General features: G+C 29.9%; 16 protein-coding genes. 12 read left to right on the forward strand and 4 right to left on the reverse strand.

Going from position 1 to position 19013, the window contains the following annotated elements; all coding sequences use genetic code 11:
* Window positions 1-20: 20 nt before the first annotated feature.
* The 7 genes from topA (at window position 21) to ACTG3V_RS02650 (ending at window position 9485) form a co-directional block, all read left to right on the forward strand.
* Window positions 21-2504, forward strand: a complete 2484-nt coding sequence (topA, locus tag ACTG3V_RS02620) for a type I DNA topoisomerase (protein WP_439130573.1) — start codon at window positions 21-23, stop codon at window positions 2502-2504.
* Window positions 2505-2540: 36 nt separating this feature from the next.
* Window positions 2541-3701, forward strand: a complete 1161-nt coding sequence (locus ACTG3V_RS02625; protein WP_439130574.1) for a formimidoylglutamase — start codon at window positions 2541-2543, stop codon at window positions 3699-3701.
* Between the two features lie 106 nt (window positions 3702-3807).
* On the forward strand, window positions 3808-5166 hold the full coding sequence (gene gldK / locus ACTG3V_RS02630; RefSeq protein WP_439130575.1) for a gliding motility lipoprotein GldK: 1359 nt from the start codon (window positions 3808-3810) through the stop codon (window positions 5164-5166).
* 37 nt (window positions 5167-5203) lie between these two features.
* A complete protein-coding gene (gldL, locus tag ACTG3V_RS02635) occupies window positions 5204-5842 on the forward strand; it encodes a gliding motility protein GldL (RefSeq protein WP_439130576.1) in 639 nt (212 codons plus the stop codon).
* 38 nt (window positions 5843-5880) lie between these two features.
* On the forward strand, window positions 5881-7410 hold the full coding sequence (gene gldM, locus ACTG3V_RS02640) for a gliding motility protein GldM (RefSeq protein WP_439130577.1): 1530 nt from the start codon (window positions 5881-5883) through the stop codon (window positions 7408-7410).
* A 17-nt stretch (window positions 7411-7427) separates the two neighbouring features.
* The gene (gldN, locus tag ACTG3V_RS02645; RefSeq protein ID WP_439130578.1) at window positions 7428-8282 is read left to right on the forward strand and encodes a gliding motility protein GldN; all 855 of its coding nucleotides are present in this window, start codon (window positions 7428-7430) and stop codon (window positions 8280-8282) included.
* A gap of 162 nt (window positions 8283-8444) precedes the next feature.
* Window positions 8445-9485, forward strand: coding sequence for an NAD(P)/FAD-dependent oxidoreductase (locus ACTG3V_RS02650; RefSeq protein WP_439130579.1), 1041 nt, complete (start codon window positions 8445-8447; stop codon window positions 9483-9485).
* A 2-nt stretch (window positions 9486-9487) separates the two neighbouring features.
* Here the strand turns inward: ACTG3V_RS02650 and ACTG3V_RS02655 are convergent, their stop codons facing one another.
* Window positions 9488-9904: a DUF983 domain-containing protein gene (locus tag ACTG3V_RS02655; protein ID WP_439130580.1), complete on the reverse strand. Its 417-nt coding sequence runs from the start codon at window positions 9902-9904 to the stop codon at window positions 9488-9490.
* A 46-nt stretch (window positions 9905-9950) separates the two neighbouring features.
* On the opposite strand from ACTG3V_RS02655, the gene ACTG3V_RS02660 reads away from it, so the two are divergent.
* The gene (locus ACTG3V_RS02660) at window positions 9951-11870 is read left to right on the forward strand and encodes an ATP-binding cassette domain-containing protein (RefSeq protein ID WP_439130581.1); all 1920 of its coding nucleotides are present in this window, start codon (window positions 9951-9953) and stop codon (window positions 11868-11870) included.
* 93 nt (window positions 11871-11963) lie between these two features.
* On the opposite strand, the gene ACTG3V_RS02665 is transcribed toward ACTG3V_RS02660, so the two are convergent.
* Window positions 11964-13157 carry a tRNA modification GTPase gene (locus ACTG3V_RS02665; RefSeq protein ID WP_439130582.1) on the reverse strand — a complete coding sequence of 398 codons (1194 nt, stop codon included), beginning with the start codon at window positions 13155-13157 and terminating at the stop codon, window positions 11964-11966.
* 146 nt (window positions 13158-13303) lie between these two features.
* Here ACTG3V_RS02665 and ACTG3V_RS02670 point away from each other — a divergent pair, with 146 nt between their 5' ends.
* Both ACTG3V_RS02670 and ACTG3V_RS02675 read left to right on the forward strand, forming a co-directional pair.
* Window positions 13304-14251: a 1-aminocyclopropane-1-carboxylate deaminase/D-cysteine desulfhydrase gene (locus ACTG3V_RS02670; RefSeq protein ID WP_439130666.1), complete on the forward strand. Its 948-nt coding sequence runs from the start codon at window positions 13304-13306 to the stop codon at window positions 14249-14251.
* Window positions 14248-15096 carry a glucosaminidase domain-containing protein gene (locus ACTG3V_RS02675; RefSeq protein WP_439130583.1) on the forward strand — a complete coding sequence of 283 codons (849 nt, stop codon included), beginning with the start codon at window positions 14248-14250 and terminating at the stop codon, window positions 15094-15096. Before ACTG3V_RS02670 ends, ACTG3V_RS02675 begins: the two co-directional genes overlap by 4 nt.
* A 5-nt stretch (window positions 15097-15101) precedes the next feature.
* On the opposite strand, the gene ACTG3V_RS02680 is transcribed toward ACTG3V_RS02675, so the two are convergent.
* Together ACTG3V_RS02680 and ACTG3V_RS02685 are read right to left on the reverse strand one after the other, a co-directional pair.
* Complete coding sequence (locus tag ACTG3V_RS02680) at window positions 15102-15620, reverse strand: SIMPL domain-containing protein (protein ID WP_439130667.1); 519 nt, start codon at window positions 15618-15620, stop codon at window positions 15102-15104.
* Between the two features lie 27 nt (window positions 15621-15647).
* Entirely contained in the window at window positions 15648-15797 is a 150-nt protein-coding gene (locus ACTG3V_RS02685; protein ID WP_439130584.1) for a hypothetical protein, read from the reverse strand.
* 211 nt (window positions 15798-16008) lie between these two features.
* Here ACTG3V_RS02685 and ACTG3V_RS02690 point away from each other — a divergent pair, with 211 nt between their 5' ends.
* Together ACTG3V_RS02690 and ACTG3V_RS02695 are read left to right on the forward strand one after the other, a co-directional pair.
* On the forward strand, window positions 16009-18183 hold the full coding sequence (locus tag ACTG3V_RS02690) for a tetratricopeptide repeat-containing sensor histidine kinase (RefSeq protein WP_439130585.1): 2175 nt from the start codon (window positions 16009-16011) through the stop codon (window positions 18181-18183).
* A 205-nt stretch (window positions 18184-18388) separates the two neighbouring features.
* The coding region (locus ACTG3V_RS02695) for a LytR/AlgR family response regulator transcription factor (protein ID WP_439130668.1) at window positions 18389-19013 on the forward strand (625 nt) is incomplete at its 3' end.

Here is a 19013-nt window from a genome sequence, read left to right on the forward strand (position 1 = left end):
TTAGCGACAAAAAAAGATAAATGGCAAAGAATTTAGTAATAGTTGAGTCACCAGCAAAAGCAAAAACCATCGAAAAATTTCTCGGAAAAGATTTTCAAGTAGAATCGAGTTATGGGCATATTGCAGACTTACCATCCAAAGAATTGGGTATAGATGTAGAAGGAGATTTTAGTCCTAAATATATAGTATCAACAGATAAGAAACCTGTTGTTAAAAAATTAAAAACCTTAGCAAAGAAAGCAGATGTTGTTTGGTTAGCAAGTGATGAGGATCGTGAAGGAGAGGCTATTGCATGGCATTTAAAAGAGCAGTTAGCGTTAAAAGATGAAAATACTAAACGTATTGTTTTTCATGAAATTACCAAAAAAGCCATTTTAAAAGCAGTTGAAAATCCAAGAGATATCGACTATAATATGGTAAACGCACAACAGGCTAGGCGAGTTTTAGATCGTTTAGTGGGGTATGAATTATCGCCTGTTTTATGGCGTAAAGTTAAAGGTGGTTTATCTGCAGGTAGAGTGCAATCTGTAGCAGTTCGTTTAATTGTAGAAAGAGAAAGAAGTATTTTAGAATTCAAAGCACAAACACATTATAAGGTTGTTGCAGAATTTTTAAATGCTGATGGAAAGAAATTCAAAGCCACAATTCCAAAGAATTTTAATTCTAAGAAAGCAGCAGAAGAATTTTTAAAGTCTTGTGCAAATGCCGATTTTTCAATTGCAGATTTAACCAAAAAGCCAGCAAAAAAATCGCCAGCAGCACCTTTTACCACATCAACATTACAACAAGAAGCATCACGTAAACTCGGTTTTGCTGTTGGTAGAACCATGCAAGTTGCCCAGCGTTTATATGAGGCAGGTTTAATTACTTATATGAGAACAGATAGTGTAAATTTATCTGTAGATGCAAGAAATGAGGCCGAAGAAGAAATTACCAATTATTACGGAAAAGAGTATAGTAAGCAACGTGTTTTTAAATCTAAAGCTAAAGGAGCACAAGAAGCGCACGAAGCTATTCGTCCTACTAATATGAAAATGCATTCTATTTCTACTGAATATGATCAAAATAGATTGTATGATTTGATATGGAAGAGAACTTTAGCGTCTCAAATGAGTGATGCACAATTGGAAAGAACCAATGTAAAGATTGAGAATTCTAACAATGATAAAATCTTTACAGCAAACGGAGAGATGATAAAGTTTGATGGTTTCTTAAAAGTATATTTAGAAGGAACTGATAATGAAGAAGAAGAACAAGCAGGAATGTTGCCAAATTTAAAAATAAATGATGAGCTTTCATACGCTTTTATCAGTGCAACGCAGCGTTTTACAAGTCCACCTTATAGGTTTACAGAAGCTTCTTTGGTAAAACAACTAGAAGACTTAGGTATTGGAAGACCATCTACCTACGCACCTACAATTTCTACAGTACAAAGAAGAGGTTACATAGAAAAGGGACAAGATGAAGGTAAAGAAAGAAATTATGAGCAGTTAATATTAGAAGACGGAACTGTAAAAAGCAATTCTTTAACTGAAAAAACAGGTGCAAATAAAAATAAATTAGTTCCTACTGATATAGGAAATATTGTAAACGATTTCTTAGTAGCAAATTTTTCAAATATTTTAGATTTTGGTTTTACTGCGAAAGTTGAAAATTCTTTTGATGATATATCTGAAGGTGATGAAAACTGGACAGAAATGATCAAAGAGTTTTATACTAAATTTCATGATAATGTAGAAGATGTTAAAGAAAATGCAGACAGAGAAAGTGGTGAACGTATTTTAGGGAAACACCCACAAAGTGGAAAAACAGTATTGGTGCGTTTAGGAAAATTTGGGCCAATAGCACAAATTGGTGCTCCAGAAGATGAAGAAAAACAATTTGCAAGCTTAAATAAAGATCAAAATTTAGGAACTATTACAATGGAAGAAGCATTGGAATTGTTCTTGTTGCCAAAAACTTTAGGAACTTACGAAGGCGAAGAGGTAATTGTATCTAATGGTCGCTTTGGGCCTTATGTAAAGTTTGGTAAAATGTATGTTTCTTTAGATAAAGGTGAAAATCCTATGGAAGTAGATTTAGCCAGAGCTGAAGAACTAATTGAAGCTAAGAAAAAAGCAGATGCACCAATTTATCATCATGAAGATTTACCAGTTCAAAAAGGTGTGGGACGTTTTGGACCATTTTTAAAATGGAATGGAATGTTTATCAACGTAAATAAAAAGTACGATTTTGATAATCTTTCTGATGATGACATTGTTACTTTAATTGAAGAAAAGAAACAGAAAGAGATTGATAAGGTAATTCATAATTGGGAAGACGTTGGTATAAAGGTAGAAAAAGCAAGATGGGGAAGATTTAATGTAATAAAAGGTAAAATAAAAGTAGAACTACCTAAAACTACTAAAATTGAAAAACTAAGTAAAGAAGAAGCCGTCAAAATGATTGAAGCCAAAACACCAAAGAAAAAAACAAGAAAAAGAAAAACCACTAAAAAGAAATAAAGATTTTTGATATCTTGCGTATTCAAGTAAAAATTGATGAATAGAGACTTTTTATCCCCCGTTAATGAAATTGCTTTAGCACCTTTGGTGTCGCTTTCTCCTTATTGTTTAGGGAATAAAATTAAAATTCATACACAACAAGATGGTTTTCCTGAGTTAGAAAATGTTAAGCTAGCTATTTTTGGAGTTCAAGAAGATCGTAACTCAGAAAATAACTTTGGTTGTGGAGATCATTTACATTTTATACGAAGAAAACTGTACGAATTGTTTCCAGGAAAATGGAATTTAGAAATTGCGGATTTGGGTAACGTGTTAAAAGGTGCCACTGTTGCTGATACTTATTTTGCAGTTTCAGAAATTGTTACCTCGCTTGTAAAGCAACAAATTATACCTATTATTATCGGAGGTGGTCAAGATTTAACCTACGTAAACTATAGAGCATATGATACGTTAGAGCAAACGATAAATATTACAGCAGTAGACAGTCGTTTTGATTTAGGGAATTTAGATGATGAGCTAACATCTCAATCTTATTTGAGTAAAATAATAATGCAAAAACCAAACAACTTGTTCAACTACAGTAATGTTGGTTATCAAACGTATTTTAATGCTCAAGAAGAAATAAAGTTATTTGATTCTCTTTTTTTTGATACCTGTAGATTAGGAAAAGCAAAGGAATTAGAAAATATAGAGCCAGCGTTTAGAAATGCAGATATTGTTTCCATAGATTTAGGCGCTGTAAGACAAAGTGAAGCTCCTGCAAACAATAATGCATCTCCCAATGGTTTTTATGGGGATGAGATTTGCGCAATTGCCAGATATGCAGGCATAAGCGATAAAGTTTCATCTTTTGGTATTTATGAATACAATTATAAATACGATAACAACCATCAAACAGCAAGTTTAGTTGCTCAAATGATTTGGTATTTTATTGAAGGCGTAAATTTTAGAGTAAAAGATTATCCCTTTTCAGTTAAAGAAAACTATCAAAAGTTTACAGTAATTATGGAAGACGATGATTCTCTTGTGTTTTATAAAAGCAATAAAACTGGCAGATGGTGGATGGAGATTAATATTTTATCGGATAATAAATATAAAAGACATGCGTTAATACCATGTACATATAAAGATTATACAGATGCAACAAAGCAAATTATTCCAGAAAGATGGTATAAAGCTATGCAAAAAATGATATAATTTACAAATTTAATAGAAATCAATACGTTAAAATATAATTTCAACATTGTATCTTAGCAAAAAAAATAATAGGTTTACGGACTTTTAGTAAAGACAAAAATATAATATGAAAAAAGCAGCCATATTTGCACTTTTAATAGTCGTTTTTTACAGTTGTGGTTCTAATGATAGAGGAGAATTAGTGGGTGTAAAGTCTAAGAAAAAATGGTTTTCGGAAAAACCTTATGGAATGGCATTAATACCTGGTGGTTCATTTACAATGGGTAAACAAGATCAAGACATTTTAGGAACTTTAAATACACCCAACAAAACGGTTACTGTAAGGCCTTATTATATGGACGAAACTGAAATCACAAACAAAGAATATAAAGAATTTGTGTTTTGGGTTAGAGACTCTATAGTAAGAACAAAATTAGCAGAACAAGCAGAGTTTGCCTCTTTAGGAGCAGATACAAACGAGCAAGGCAACCGAAGAACTTCTGGAATTCAAAATTATGCCTATAAAGATACCGTAGAAAATACAACACCTTATCAAAAATATATGTATGAGAACTATTACAGTTTTGATACCATACAGCCTCTAAATTGGGATGAAGATTTAATATGGGAAAAAGATGAGTATCCAGATATTGATTATGTAGAAGTTATGGATTCTTTATACATTAGTAGAGAAGAAGCTGTGGATGGTATTAGAACGTTTAATACCAAATACTTAAACTATAAATATTCTTGGTTTGATAGAGATAATGCTGCAAGAAAAGGAGGTAATAGAAAAGACTATGTAGAAACTGAAATTTTAAATATTTATCCAGATACTACAGTTTGGGTTAAAGATTTTAATTATTCATACAATGACCCAATGCATCAAGATTATTTTTATCATCAATCTTATGGAGATTATCCTGTTGTTGGTGTTACTTGGGATCAAGCAAATGCTTTCTGTAATTGGAGAACAAAAAAGAAAAATGATTATTTAAGAGGTAAAAAAGGTGCTAGTTTAGTTCCAGATTTTAGATTACCTACTGAAGCAGAATGGGAGTATGCAGCTAGAGGAGGTTTAGAATTTGCAACTTATCCTTGGGGAACAGGAAGTACTACAAGCGATAGGGGTTGTTTCTTAGCAAACTTTAAACCAGTTAGAGGTAATTATGCTGTTGATGGAGCCTTATACACAGTAGAAGCAAAATCATTCAATGCCAATGATTATGGCTTATATAATATGGCAGGGAATGTTTCTGAGTGGACGAATACTGCTTATAATTTATCTTCTTACTACATGGCATCAACAATGAACCCAAATGTAGAAGATCGAAAAAATAAAAGAAAAATTATTAGAGGTGGTTCTTGGAAAGATGTGGCATATTATTTAGAGGTAGGTTCTAGAGATTATGAATATGCAGATACAGCAAGAAGTTATATTGGTTTTAGAACTGTCCAAAATTATTTAGGCACTACCAACAAGTAAGAGTAAAGATTAAGAATTAAAATAAAAAAAGAAAAAAATGGCACAATCAAGAGGTTATAAAAGAACAATGAATTTCGTTTACGGAATGGGAGCTGCAGTGGTAATTGTAGGAGCATTATTTAAAATACAGCATATATCAATAGGACCAATAACTGGTGGTGTTATGTTAACAATAGGTTTATTGGTAGAAGCTGCAGTATTTGCAATATCTGCCTTTGATGCGCCAGAAGAAGAATTTGATTGGTCAAAAGTATATCCAGAACTAGGAGAAGGTAATTCAGTAGCTATTGAAGAAAAGGAAAGTGCAGAAGGATTATTATCAAAAAAACTAGATGCCTTATTACAAGAAGCAAAAATTGACTCTGCTTTAATGGATAGCTTAGGAAATAGTATGAAAAATTTTCAGAACGCAGCAGAAGGATTATCATCTGCCTCAGAATCTGTAGCTTCTACAAACAAATATAATGAGCAGGTTTCTTTAGCTGCAGCTCAAATGGAGTCATTAAATAGTTTGTACAAGGTCCAAGTAGAGAATACAACTAAACAAACTTCATTAAATTCAGAAGTAGTTGAGAATACTCAAAAATTAAAAGAACAGATGGATTCTTTGGCAAAAAACCTATCTTCTTTAAACGGAGTTTATGGTAATATGCTTTCAGCAATGTCTAGCAAGTAATTAATAAAATGAAATTGAATAATTAAAAAATAATTACTATGGCAGGAGGAAAAATGTCTGCAAGACAAAAGATGATAAACTTAATGTATCTTGTTTTCATTGCAATGTTAGCAATGAATATGAGTAAAGAAGTTTTATCAGCTTTTGGCTTTATGAACGAGAAACTTTCAGAAAATAATATTTCTACAATTGAAAAAAATAATGAGGCTTATGCAAATTTAGCTACAAAAGCTTCTGAACAAACAGCTAAGTTTGGCGAATTAAATAAACAAGCTCAGAGTATAAAAAAATACTCAGATGATTTTTATGGTTATATAGCTGACTTAAAGACTAAAATGACTTCAGACATCGAAGATAAAAAAGATTATGAGTCAATGGATAAAACTGAATTTTTAGATGTATACTTCTTTAAAGGAGATGGTTATACTGAAAATGGTAAAGAGTTTTTAGATAAAATTAATAACTATAGAACTAATGTAATTGGTGTTTTAGGCGAGGATAGTAAGTTTACTCCTATTTTAAGAGATAGGTTTACAACAGATCCAGTGGTAAATAGCAAGACAGGTGCTACTGTAGAATGGTTAAAAGCAAGGTTTGAAGGTTTTCCTTTAGTAGCATCTTTAACCAGTTTAACACAAATGCAAGCAGACGTTAGAAATACAGAAGCAGATATTGTAAACTCTTTGCTAGGAGGTAAATTAGAAGAATCATTATCGCTTAATAATTATAAAGGGATTGTTGCTTTAGATAAAAACGCATATTTTGCTGGTGAAAAAGTGACAGGGAAAATTGTTCTAGGTCGTTATGACGCGACTATGGTTCCTGATAACGTTGTTTTAAATGGTAGAGATTACGATAATATTCAATCTGGTCAAGTAATTGTTGATATGCCTGCAGGAAATGTAGGAAGTCATGATATAAAAGGTAAGATTACTTTTACTCAAAATGGAGAGCCAGTTGAAGTACCATTTGAAAGCTCATATTCTGTTATTCCAGAACCAAGTAATGCAGTAGTTTCTGCGGATAAGATGAATGTGGTATATAGAGGTTTAGAGAATCCTATTTCTGTTTCTTTACCTGGTGTTGGTGATAATAACTTAAATGTTTCTGCTGCTGGAGGTTCGCTTTCGGGTAGCCGAGGTAAATATATTTTAAAGCCTGGAAATGGTAAAGTAGTTACTATAAATGTTGGTGCAAAATTAAGTAGTGGTAAAACTGTAAACTCTAAAGCTACTTTTAGAATCAAAGATTTACCAGCAGCTGTTGGTCTTGTTCGTAATCAATCTGGTACAGTAAGAATGCCAAAAGCAGGTTTAGGAAATTCACCAATTACTGCAGGTTATGAAGATTTTGACTTCGATTTAAAAGTAAAAGTAACCGGTTTTAAAATTAAAATACCTGGACAATTAACGATTATTGTAAATGGAGATAGGTTAACTGCTGCTGCGAAACAAAAATTAAATAGAGCTAAAAGAGGAGATCAAATTAATATTTACGACATTAAAGCAACAGCTAATGGTGTGCCTATTAAAAAGGTTTTTCCTGTAAATATAGAGCTTACTAATTAAGGATAAAAGATTAAATTATGTATAAGAATTGTTTATTATTATTTCTTTCACTCTTAACTTCGAGTTTAGTTAACGCACAAGCTAATGTGCTAAATGCTAAAACTGCAGAAGATATAGGTAAAAAGAACGAGCAACAAATACTTGCAGACAATGATGGTCCAATTCCTTATGGTTATGTAGATGATAGGGATGTAATGTGGTCTAAAGTTGTTTGGGAATTTGTAGATTTAAACCAAAAGATAAATTTACCTTATTATTTCCCAATAGATACACTAAATATCTCTCCAGATAGAAGGTCATTGTTTGATACGCTTGTTAAAGGAATTAGACAAGGTAAAATTGAAAACGCATACACGGATTCTTTTTTTACTTCTAAAATTACACAAGATGAAATAGAATCTCGTTTGGTAAATGTGCGCGAAGAAAATGGTTATTCAGATACCTACACATTACAAGCACAAGACATTGGAGGTTATATGCTAAAAGGAATGTGGTATTTTGATAAACGTCAAGGAGAAATGAAATACCGATTACTAGCTTTAGCACCAATGGGAAAAGATGTGCAAACTTTGGGAGTTGAAGGTGTAGAAGATGAAAGCTTATACGAGTTATTTTGGGTGTTTTTCCCTTCAGCAAGGCAAGTTTTACACGATGCTAAAGTATTTAATCCAAAGAATGCTTCTCATCCTATATCTTATGATCATTTGTTAAATGCAAGAAGATTTAGTTCAGTAATTGTAAGAGAAGAAAATATTTATGGTAACAGAGCCATTTCAGATTATGTTCGTGGAAATTCATTATTTCAGCTTTTAGAAGCAGACAAGATTAAAGAAGATATTAGAAATAGAGAAATCGATATGTGGAATTATTAGTGAAACTCTAATTTAAGAAATCACAGAGTGATGAATTAAATTAGTAAGTTGAACTAATTCTGTTGAAAAACGGAATCTGAATTTGACAGTTTTAAGAAATTTATTTAAAACGTTCCAATATTTTGGAGCGTTTTTTTTATGAAATAAAAGTATTTTTACAAAGTGAAAGTAGATTATATTATTGTAGGTTTAGGGTTGGCAGGTTTGGCATTTGCTGAAGAATTAATTAATGCAAATAAAAGCTTTTTAGTTTTTGAAGACGATTCTCAAACATCTTCTTTGGTAGCAGGTGGCGTGTACAATCCTGTAATCTTAAAGCGATTTACCCCAGTTTGGAATGCTAAACAGCAATTGGAAATTGCTCTACCTTTTTATAAAACAGTTGAAAAAAAGTTTAAAACAAAATTTGATGAAAAATTTGTTATCAAAAAAGCCTTTAAATCTGTGGAAGATCAAAACAATTGGTTTGCTGCAACAGATCACCCTTTATTAGCTGATTATTTAGATCCAAAAATAGATAATCAAAAAAAAGAAGGCATTTTTGGAGATTTTGGTTTTGGTAACGTAAAACAAGCTGGTAGAGTGGATACTAAAAAATTAGTAGACGTTTACAGACACTATTTAAAAAAAGATAATAAAATCCGTTTTGAGCAGTTTGAGCATCAAAAAATTAAGTTTAATGAGTTTAAATTAGAGTATAAAGGCATTACCACAAACACCATTATTTTTTGCGAAGGTTTTGGAATGAAACAAAATTTATTCTTCAATTATTTACCCTTAAATGAAGTTAAAGGAGAATTAATTACCATTCACGCGCCAAGTTTACAAATAGATTTTTTATTAAAATCTACCTTGTTTGTTTTGCCTTTAGGAAACGATTATTACAAAGTAGGTGCTACTTTTAATTGGAAAGACAAAACCTCAAATCCATCAAAAGAAGGAAAAGATGAATTGGTAGAGAAACTAAAAAAAGTGATTCATGTTCCCTATAAAATTATCGATCAAACTGCAGGTGTAAGGCCAACTGTAAGAGATAGAAGACCTTTAATTGGTAAACATCCAGCATTTCCAAACTTGGCACTATTAAATGGTTTAGGTACAAGAGGTGTTATGATTGCACCAACAATGGCAAAACAATTATTCAATCACCTAGAAAAAGGAGAACAGCTAGACCCAACATCAGATATCAAAAGATTTGAGTAGTTTCAATTTTCAGCTTTTTCACTCCCTTCGTAACTCACAAACATATTAATCCAAAGTATACGAGATAATCTTAAATTTACAGGTGCTAAAACAATTAATGCTGCTATTACAGCTAAAAAAGATTGCAACAATTCAAAATCAAAAGCCAATTTTGTAAGTACAAAAACAAAAACAGAAATAGCTACAGTTATTCCATAGTTTACATACATTGCTCCATAAAAAAATGAAGGTTCAATCATATATTTTAAATTACATTCACTACAATTATCGTGTAATTTTGTAATTTTTGTTGGGTTAAAAGTAAACCCATATTTAAAGAAATTTCCTTCATGGCATCTTGGGCATTTTCCTTTTGTAATACTAAATAACTTTGACCCTTTTTTAAACATTTGAACCTTAAAATTTATATACTTTTGCAAAGGTAAATTTTTTGCCTATTTAATACAGTAACAATTATTACATTTTATGCTAAACGTACATAATTTAACGGTTTCCTTTATGGGGACTGATTTATTTTCAGGAATCACTTTTAAATTAAATAAAGGAGATAGAATAGGATTGATAGGAAAAAATGGTGCAGGAAAATCTACTTTATTAAAAGTACTTTCAAAAGATATAGAAAGTAGTGGAGGTACCATGGCTTTTGATAAAGATGTACAAATTGGTTTTTTAAGACAAGATATTGATTTTGTGGAAGGCAGAACAATTTTAGAAGAAGCCTATCAAGCTTTTGAAGAAATTAAAGAAATTGAATTGAAGTTAGATGATATTAACAATCAACTTACTACTAGAACAGATTATGAAAGTGATTCATATACCCAATTAATACAAGATTTAACGGATTTTCAAGAACGATATGAGCTTTTAGGAGGATACAATTATCAAGGTGATACAGAAAAGATTTTACAAGGTTTAGGTTTTCAAAGAGAAGATTTTGATAAACTAACAGATACTTTTTCTGGAGGATGGAGAATGCGTATTGAGCTCGCAAAATTACTATTACAAAATAACGATATTTTATTGTTAGATGAGCCAACAAACCACTTAGATATCGAATCAATCATTTGGTTAGAAAATTTCTTAAAATCTTATGCAGGCGCAATTGTTTTAGTTTCTCACGATAAAATGTTTTTAGATAACGTAACCAATAGAACTATTGAAATTTCTTTAGGGCAAATTTACGACTATAAAAAACCATATACGCAGTTTTTAGAGTTGCGCGCAGAAATTAAAGAAAAACAACTGCAAGCTCAAAAAAATCAGGAGAAAGAAATCAAACAAAAACAACAACTCATTAATAAGTTTAAGGCAAAAGCTAGTAAGGCTTCTATGGCACAATCTTTAATGAAACAGTTGGATAAAGTAGAATTGATTGAAGTAGATCAAGATGATAACCAAGCTATGAATGTGCGTTTTGCCATTTCTAAAGAACCTGGTAAAATTATTGTTGAGGCCGAAGATTTATGTAAAAGTTATGGTGATAAACACGTTTTAGAAGGTGTAGATTTACTGATTGAAAGAAATAGTAAAATTGCTTTTGTGGGGCAAAACGGACAAGGAAAATCTACTTTAGCAAAAATGATGGTAGGTGAAATTCCGTTTGAAGGGCATTTAAAACTTGGGCATAATGTAGAAGTTGGCTATTTTGCTCAAAATCAATCAGAATATTTACCACCAGAAAAAACAGTCTTAGAAATCATGGAAGATGCAGCTACAGATTCTAACAGAATGCGTGTTAGAGATATGTTGGGCTCTTTCTTGTTTGGTGGAGATGCTGTTGATAAAAAAGCAAAAGTGCTTTCTGGTGGAGAGCGTAATAGGTTGGCTTTGTGTAAGTTGTTGTTGCAGCCTTTTAATGTTTTGATCATGGATGAGCCAACAAACCATTTAGATATTGCCTCAAAAACTGTATTAAAAGAAGCTTTAAATAATTTTAACGGAACCTTAATTGTAGTTTCTCACGATCGTGAATTTTTACAAGGTTTAACTACTACTGTTTACGGATTCAAAGACAAAGAAATAAAAGAATATTTAGGTGATATTGATTACTTCTTAGAACAACACAAAATGGAAAGTTTGCGTGATGCAGAAAAGAAAACCATTGTTAAAGTTGAAAAAGATTCTACAAAAAAAGTAGCACAACAATTATCAAGAGAGCAAGAAAAAGAGTTGAAAAAACTAAACAATAAGCTTTCTAATATTGAAACTGAAATTGCTGATTTAGAAGCCGAAATTGAAAAAATAGATTTAGAATTGGCCAAAAATTACGATGAAGTATCAGCAAGACCTAACTTCTTTCAAAAATACAAAGCTAAAAAAGCAAAAGTAGATTCGCTAATGGAAGATTGGGAAAAAGTAGAAAGTATGATTTCTAGTTATACTTAAATTTTAGAGATAAAAAAATCAGTTTAAATTAAAAACGTAAACTGATTTTTTTTTGATAGAAGCTCTCCTTCTTATACCATTAATTTATGTCAATTAAAAAAGCGTATATCCAAATATAACTGATACTGTATTATATGAAGTTGTATATTCACGAAGTATTCCTCTAGGAAAATGGTATCTAAATTCTAAGCTATACTTATCATTATTTTTGTAGCCAATTCCAAATACAAGGTTATTACTTGTTTCAATGTCTAAATCTTGTCTTTTTTCAAAATCAATAATCGAATTATTATTTATATTAATAACAAATGAAGCGTTTATAAAAAATTTAGATTTTTTATTTAAAAATAAATAATGTCTTATCCCTATAGGTAATTCAATAGTAGTATAATCTATTTTTACATTTTCACCTTCAAAGCTAGAACCAAAATAAGTTTGTGCAGTTGTTTCTGTTTTAAAATGTTGATATGTTGGCTCAAATATCAATGCCCATTTGTTTTTGAAAACTGATGTAATAAATTCTAATTCTACACCGAATCTAAAACCAATTTTAGGGTCAAAATTAATATCTGTTCTATTTAAATTTAATCTTTCTAAAGAAATAGAAGAATAATTTAACCCAGGTCTAAAATTTAAATTAAATAAATCTCTTTTTTGTTTTTTAGTAAAGTTTTCAAAATTTTCATTTTTACACTTGTTGTATGCTATAAATAAATCTACCAATTCACTTTTTAAATAGTCTAGTTTTTCAAGTTTCTCTGTAGTAATGGGAGCACATTGCAAATCTTTTAAAACTTGCCTTTTATAGTCGTTATTTTTTAAAACTTGCTTGTCTTTATTATAATATTCTTTAAATATTAATTGTTCAATCTTAGCGTTATTTATGCTGTAAAAGTACTTGTCTCTATAAGAGTATAAAGAAGCTTTTCCCTCTATTAAAACCTTTAAAAAAATTTCTTGTTCTTGTAAAATAGGGTTTCGTTCATAACTTAGTTCGTTTAATTCAGTACTCGATTGGTCTATCTTAACTGCTTTTCTTATAAATTTATATTTACCATAAATACTAAATTCTTTAGCATTTTTTAGATCAACACTTTGTTCTTTTTCTGATTCTTTAGAAAATTTGTATTCAAATTCAGAAGGATTGTATTTCCAACCTTCATTTTTAATAAAGCATTCAAATTTTTGATTACTATTATCAATATAATATCCTTTTTCAAATATTGCTTGGGCATAAAAATTTATAGTAAACAACAAACATATTAGAAATAATAGATTCTTTTTCATCTTTTTTTTTGAGTAGTTCGCAATTTTAAGTAATAAAAACGCTTTAAAATTTTAAATTAGCGTGCGCTAAAATAATTTTAATAAAGTTATAAAACAAACCTAAATAACTTTGTGTATTTTTACTTTTTTATGAACACTTGTTACAAATAACTAGCTCTTTTTTCAACCAAGTTTTTGAAACTAAAAATCAACAAATTCATCATTCTATTTTAGATGAAAAAAACGTTGAACTCACTATTAAAAGAGAAGACCTAATCCATCCTTTTGTTTCTGGTAATAAATTTAGAAAGTTAAAGTACAATCTTGCAGAGGCTAAGCGTTTACAAAAAAACACCTTACTTACTTTTGGGGGTGCATTTTCCAACCATATTGTAGCAACAGCTGTTGCTGGGAATTTAAATAATTTTAAAACTATTGGTGTTATTAGAGGCGAAGAATTGGCAAAAGATGTTGAAAATACTTTGGCAAATAATGCTACTTTAAGAGAAGCCCATAAAAACGGAATGGCTTTTGAATTTGTTTCAAGAGCAAATTATAGAAACAAATCAAACTCTGAATTTATACATCAATTAAAACATAAATTTGGTGATTTTTATTTGATTCCTGAAGGAGGAACGAATGATTTTGCCATAAAAGGTTGTCAAGAAATTTTAACGAAACAAGATGCTAAATTCAATTATATTTGCACTGCAGTGGGTACAGGTGGTACTATTGCTGGTTTAATAAATGCATCATTTAGCCATCAACAAGTAATAGGTTTCCCAGCTTTAAAAGGTGATTTTTTAAAGGATGAAATCAAGAAATTGGTCAGTAAAAACAATTGGAGTTTGCAAACCGATTATCATTTTGGGGGTTATGCAAAATACAATCAAGATTTAATTACTTTTATCAATAATTTTATAAAAGAAACTGCTATTTTATTAGATCCTATTTATACTGGTAAAATGATTTTTGGTATCTTAGACTTGGTTCAAAAAAACCATTTTAAAAAAGGAACCAAAATATTAGCTATACATACAGGAGGTCTTCAAGGAATTGAAGGTTTTAATCAAAAATTAAAAAGAAAAAAGGAACCAATAATAACTACGAAATGAAAATAAGGTTTTTACTTATACTGTGCTCAGTTGTGTTTTTTGCAAGTTGTGGAGGTAAAAAAAAGGTTGTGAATACAAAAAATCCTGGTGTAGTAATTGTAGAACCTAAACCTGTGGAATTACCTTCTGTAAATGAAAAAGAACTTACTAAAAAACTTAAAAAGAAAAATCCTTCTTTAAATAAATATACCTTAACTTATATTAGAAAATATGCCCCAATTGCTGTAAAAGAAATGCATGAATATAAAATTCCTGCAAGTATTACATTAGCACAAGGTATTTTAGAGTCTGGAAATGGTAGAAGTGAATTGGCTTTAAAATCTAACAATCATTTTGGTATAAAATGCCATACAGGTTGGCAAGGCGAAAGAGTTTATCATGATGATGATCAAAAAGGTGAATGTTTTCGAAAATATTTGTATCCAGAGACGTCTTATAACGATCATTCTTTGTTTTTAACACAAAGAAGGCGTTATGCTTTTTTGTTTAATTATGATGCTAAAGATTATAAAAAATGGGCTTATGGTTTACGAAAAGCGGGTTATGCAACCGATAAAAAATATCCAGCAAAATTGTTAAAACTCATTAAAGAGTACAAATTGTATGAGTTTGACAAGGTGAAAAAAGGAAAGTACGCTAAGGAAATCAAGAAACTTAATGATGGTAAATCTTTTAAAAAACCAACAGTTGTTCAAAAAATAAAAGCAAATACTTACAAAGTTAGAAAAGGTGATACTTTATATGCTATTAGTAAAAAATTCGGAATTTCTGTAGACTTGCTTAAAAAACTAAATAAATTAAAAGATAACACCATTTCTATTGGTCAACAATTATTGGTAAAATAGTTTAGTTATTTTATTGAAAATTTCACATAAACTGATGACGTTATTTTAATTTTTTTAAATTCTACTATTTTTGGTTTTGCCTCACTCGAACTAAGTTTTGTAATTGCATAACTGTTTTGTTTCATAAAATTTGCATTTACAAAGTTTCTATTATTGTTGGCTAGTTCGTTTACAATAAGTGGTTTACCTGTTTGTTCGCCAATTGCTGCTAATAAATAATCTGCTTTTTCTTTAGCTTTTTTAATTGCTTTTATCCTATTTTTCTTTCTTATTTCAATAAGGTCACTGTGCGTAGCTTTGGTGATATTTACATCAGAAATTTTAAGTTTTTTAAGTTCTTCAAAAAGTAGTTTTAGTTTAGCTGCACCTTTTATTTTTAGCGTATAATTTGCAATAGATAATATTTCTTCAGTCCACCAACCGGTTTTTGCTAAAACAGAATTTACATCAGAAATAGACAAATTATCTTCTGGAATTCCAATATTTTTTAAAGTCGATTTTAATTGATTTTCTAAAATGTCAATTGTAAGTTTTTTTCCTTTTTCATTGCGTTACTTAATACAGATGTCTACATAAATTTCATTAGGTACAATTTCTGTTTCAGAAACACCAGTTACTTCTATGTAAGGTTTTTGGTTTGGCGTTTGCGAGAAAATACTCACAGAAATAAATAAACAGAATAAGATACATTTTTTCTTCATGATGGACTTTTTTTATTTTAACAATACTTCAATATTAAGAACAAGATGAGATTTTAAAAAATTAAAATGAGTAAACTACCCTTTTAAATGTATAAAATAGCTTAATAAATGAGTAAAGTGTTCTTTTTGCCCAATAAAAAACAAAAGATACCAAAATAGGCATTTTTTTGAATGCTTTTTTGTGTGTATGTTTACAAGATTAAGCAGGTTTATGTCCAAAAAATTATACATAATATTTATTGTTTGCTGTTTCAGTATTCTCAATATTAAAGCACAACAAAACATAATTACTAAAAGAGGTGTTAGTTTTTCAGTTAGAATAACTATTGTTGATGAAAATAATTATAAAATTACTAAGGGAATTGAGATTTTGGTAAATGGTAAAAGGTATTCAATACCAGACATTGCTGGCAGATTTATTGTTAAAGGTAAAATAGATGATGCAATTCAAATAACACATCCAGATTTTGATACTGTTTTTCATACGCTAACCTCTAGCGAAGATATTAAGGTTATTGTAGAAGATTATTCAGTATCAAAAAAATACTTAAGCAAAACAAAAAGTGTAGATCTTTATGTACAACATTTAGATTCTGCCAAGTTTTATTTGCAAAAAGATATCGAGAAAAGTTTGTCTTTTATAGAAAAACTATTAGAAAATAACACAAGTAAAAGACGAAACGCGACCACATATAAAGTGTTGGCAGATATTTATTTGTATTGGAAACAATATGATTTAGCTGTTTATAATTATAAATTATCCAATCAAATAAAAGAAGAAATAGAAACCAAACTACTGCTTGCTAAAGCCTATTTTTTATCAGATAATTTAAAAGAAAGTAAAAGTACATATCAAGAGTTATCTCAAGAAAAACTGCAAAATTACCAGAAAATTCAAGTTTATGAAGGTTTAGGAGATGTGTATTTTGCTCAAAAAAAATGGAATTTGGCTGAAATAAATTATAAAACAGCTTTAAAAATTGCGAAAGAAGATGCAGTAAGCTCAAAACTTACAGATTTAAATTCAAAAATTGCAGATGTTTATGCAGCTCAAGGTCAAATAGCCAAAGCAGAAAACTCCTTCATAAATTCGATGAATCTTGCCAATAAAGAAAACCCTGAACGTGCTTTGCAAGAAGAAGAAAAAGTAGCGGATTTTTACAATTCTAACCAACGTTTTGACGAAGAAATTAAACTCCGTAAAAAGAGTTTAGAGAAAACAAAGTTACAGTTATCACCTAGAAAAATTAAAGAAGATTCTATCACTACCCAAAAAATTAATTACAAAATTGGAAATGCCTACATACAAAAAGAAGATTACAAAGCTGCCATTCCGTTTTTAGAAAAAAGTAAAAAAGATGCCAATAAAAATAAAGATATTGTTATTGCAAAAGATGCCACTAGAAAAATTTCAGAAGCCTTTGCAAACTTAGGTGAAAATGAAAAAGCATTAAAAAATTATAAAGAATATGTGGCTTTAGTAGACTCTTTATATATTAGAAAAGAGCAAGAAATTCAGCAAGTTAAACGTTTTTCTAAGAAAATAGCAGACAACCAAAATAGAATTGCCAGTTTAGAAAAAGACAAAGAATTAACGCAGAGTAAAATTAATTTAGCCTATGTAGATCAACAACTTTCTGAAGAAAGTAACCGCAAACAGCGCATTTTAATTTACTCGCTTTTTGGCGGAATTTTGTTACTTATTCTATTGGCTTATTTTATGTATCGAAACAATAAACAGCAAAAATTAGCCAATAATTTATTAGCATTAAAATCAATGCGTTCTCAAATGAATCCGCATTTTATATTCAACGCATTAAATTCGGTTAACAGCTATATTGCTGTAAATGATGAGCGAAATGCAAACCGATATTTAAGTGAGTTTTCGGTATTAATGCGTTCGGTTTTAGAAAATTCTGATGAGGATTTTATCCCCTTAAACAAAGAAATAGAGTTGTTAGAATTGTATGTAAAGTTAGAGCATAACCGTTTTAAAGACAAGTTTGATTATAAAATTTCGGTTGATGAAAATATCAATTTAGAACAATTTTCAATTCCGCCAATGTTACTACAACCGTATATAGAAAATGCCATTTGGCACGGTTTGCGATATAAAAAAGAAAAAGGGAATTTGTCTATTTCCATCAACAAAAAAGACGATAAAACAGTTTGTATTGCTATTATTGATGATGGAATTGGTCGCAAAAAATCGCAAGAAATCAAAACAAAAAATCAGCTAAAACAAAAATCAAAAGGTATGAGTACCATAAAAAACAGAATTACTATTTTAAACGATATGTATAAAGAACGCATTGCTGTAGCTGTTACTGATGCTTTACAAAATGAAAAAGGTACAAAAGTAACGTTGTTATTAAAATGTAAATAGGTTAGATGTCTGAAGTTGGATGCTAGATGAAACTACAGTTAATTTATATAGTAAAAAGTGATAACTAAAAAAATTATAAAAACTATGAAATCTTTTTCAAAAATTGAATATAAAATGTATCTGTAAAGTAACACCAAACACCAAACACCAAACACCAAACATCAAACACCAAACATCATTCATCGAACACCCAACAAAAATAATTATGAAACTGAAAGCAATACTAGTAGAAGATGAACAGATTAGCAGAGATATTTTACGCAACTATATAGCAAAATATTGCCCAAATGTGCAATTATTGGGAGAAGCCGAAAATATTGATGATGCTTATCTATTGATTCAAAAGCACGAATTAGATTTGGTGTTTTTAGATGTAGAAATGCCTTTTGGTAATGCCTTTGATTTGCTAGAAAAAGTAGAAAACAGAACCTTTGAAACCGTTTTTGTAACCGCTTACGATCATTACGCGATTGAAGCATTAAACAACCATGCAAGTTATTATTTACTAAAACCAATTTCTATTGATGAATTGATTAAGGCAGTAAATATTGTTACTGAAATTAAAGAAAAAGAAAACGAATTACAGCACCAAATATTGGCTCCAAAATCAAATTCGGCTGAAGGTAAAATAACTATTCCACAACAAGATGGTTTTGAAGTTCTAGATATTAAAGATATTGTATTTTGCAAGGCGGATGATAATTATACAGAAATTCACATGGCAAATTCTAAGAAGTTGGTAAGCAAAACTTTAAAATATTTTGAAGAGGCCTTAAGCAGTTACACCTTTGCCAGAATTCATAAATCGTATTTGGTAAATGTAAATGCTA

It is taken from the genome of Polaribacter sp. (assembly GCF_965660385.1).
Classification (GTDB): Bacteria; Bacteroidota; Bacteroidia; order Flavobacteriales; family Flavobacteriaceae; genus Polaribacter.

What these genes read in the sequence shown, in the direction of transcription:
- topA (WP_439130573.1), top strand. Translation starts at nt 21, where the DNA reads ATGGCAAAGAATTTAGTAATAGTTGAGTCACCAGCAAAAGCAAAAACC.
- ACTG3V_RS02625 (WP_439130574.1), top strand. Translation starts at nt 2,541, where the DNA reads ATGAATAGAGACTTTTTATCCCCCGTTAATGAAATTGCTTTAGCACCT.
- gldK (WP_439130575.1), top strand. Translation starts at nt 3,808, where the DNA reads ATGAAAAAAGCAGCCATATTTGCACTTTTAATAGTCGTTTTTTACAGT.
- gldL (WP_439130576.1), top strand. Translation starts at nt 5,204, where the DNA reads ATGGCACAATCAAGAGGTTATAAAAGAACAATGAATTTCGTTTACGGA.
- gldM (WP_439130577.1), top strand. Translation starts at nt 5,881, where the DNA reads ATGGCAGGAGGAAAAATGTCTGCAAGACAAAAGATGATAAACTTAATG.
- gldN (WP_439130578.1), top strand. Translation starts at nt 7,428, where the DNA reads ATGTATAAGAATTGTTTATTATTATTTCTTTCACTCTTAACTTCGAGT.
- ACTG3V_RS02660 (WP_439130581.1), top strand. Translation starts at nt 9,951, where the DNA reads ATGCTAAACGTACATAATTTAACGGTTTCCTTTATGGGGACTGATTTA.
- ACTG3V_RS02665 (WP_439130582.1), bottom strand. Translation starts at nt 13,157, where the DNA reads ATGAAAAAGAATCTATTATTTCTAATATGTTTGTTGTTTACTATAAAT.
- ACTG3V_RS02675 (WP_439130583.1), top strand. Translation starts at nt 14,248, where the DNA reads ATGAAAATAAGGTTTTTACTTATACTGTGCTCAGTTGTGTTTTTTGCA.
- ACTG3V_RS02685 (WP_439130584.1), bottom strand. Translation starts at nt 15,797, where the DNA reads ATGAAGAAAAAATGTATCTTATTCTGTTTATTTATTTCTGTGAGTATT.
- ACTG3V_RS02690 (WP_439130585.1), top strand. Translation starts at nt 16,009, where the DNA reads ATGTCCAAAAAATTATACATAATATTTATTGTTTGCTGTTTCAGTATT.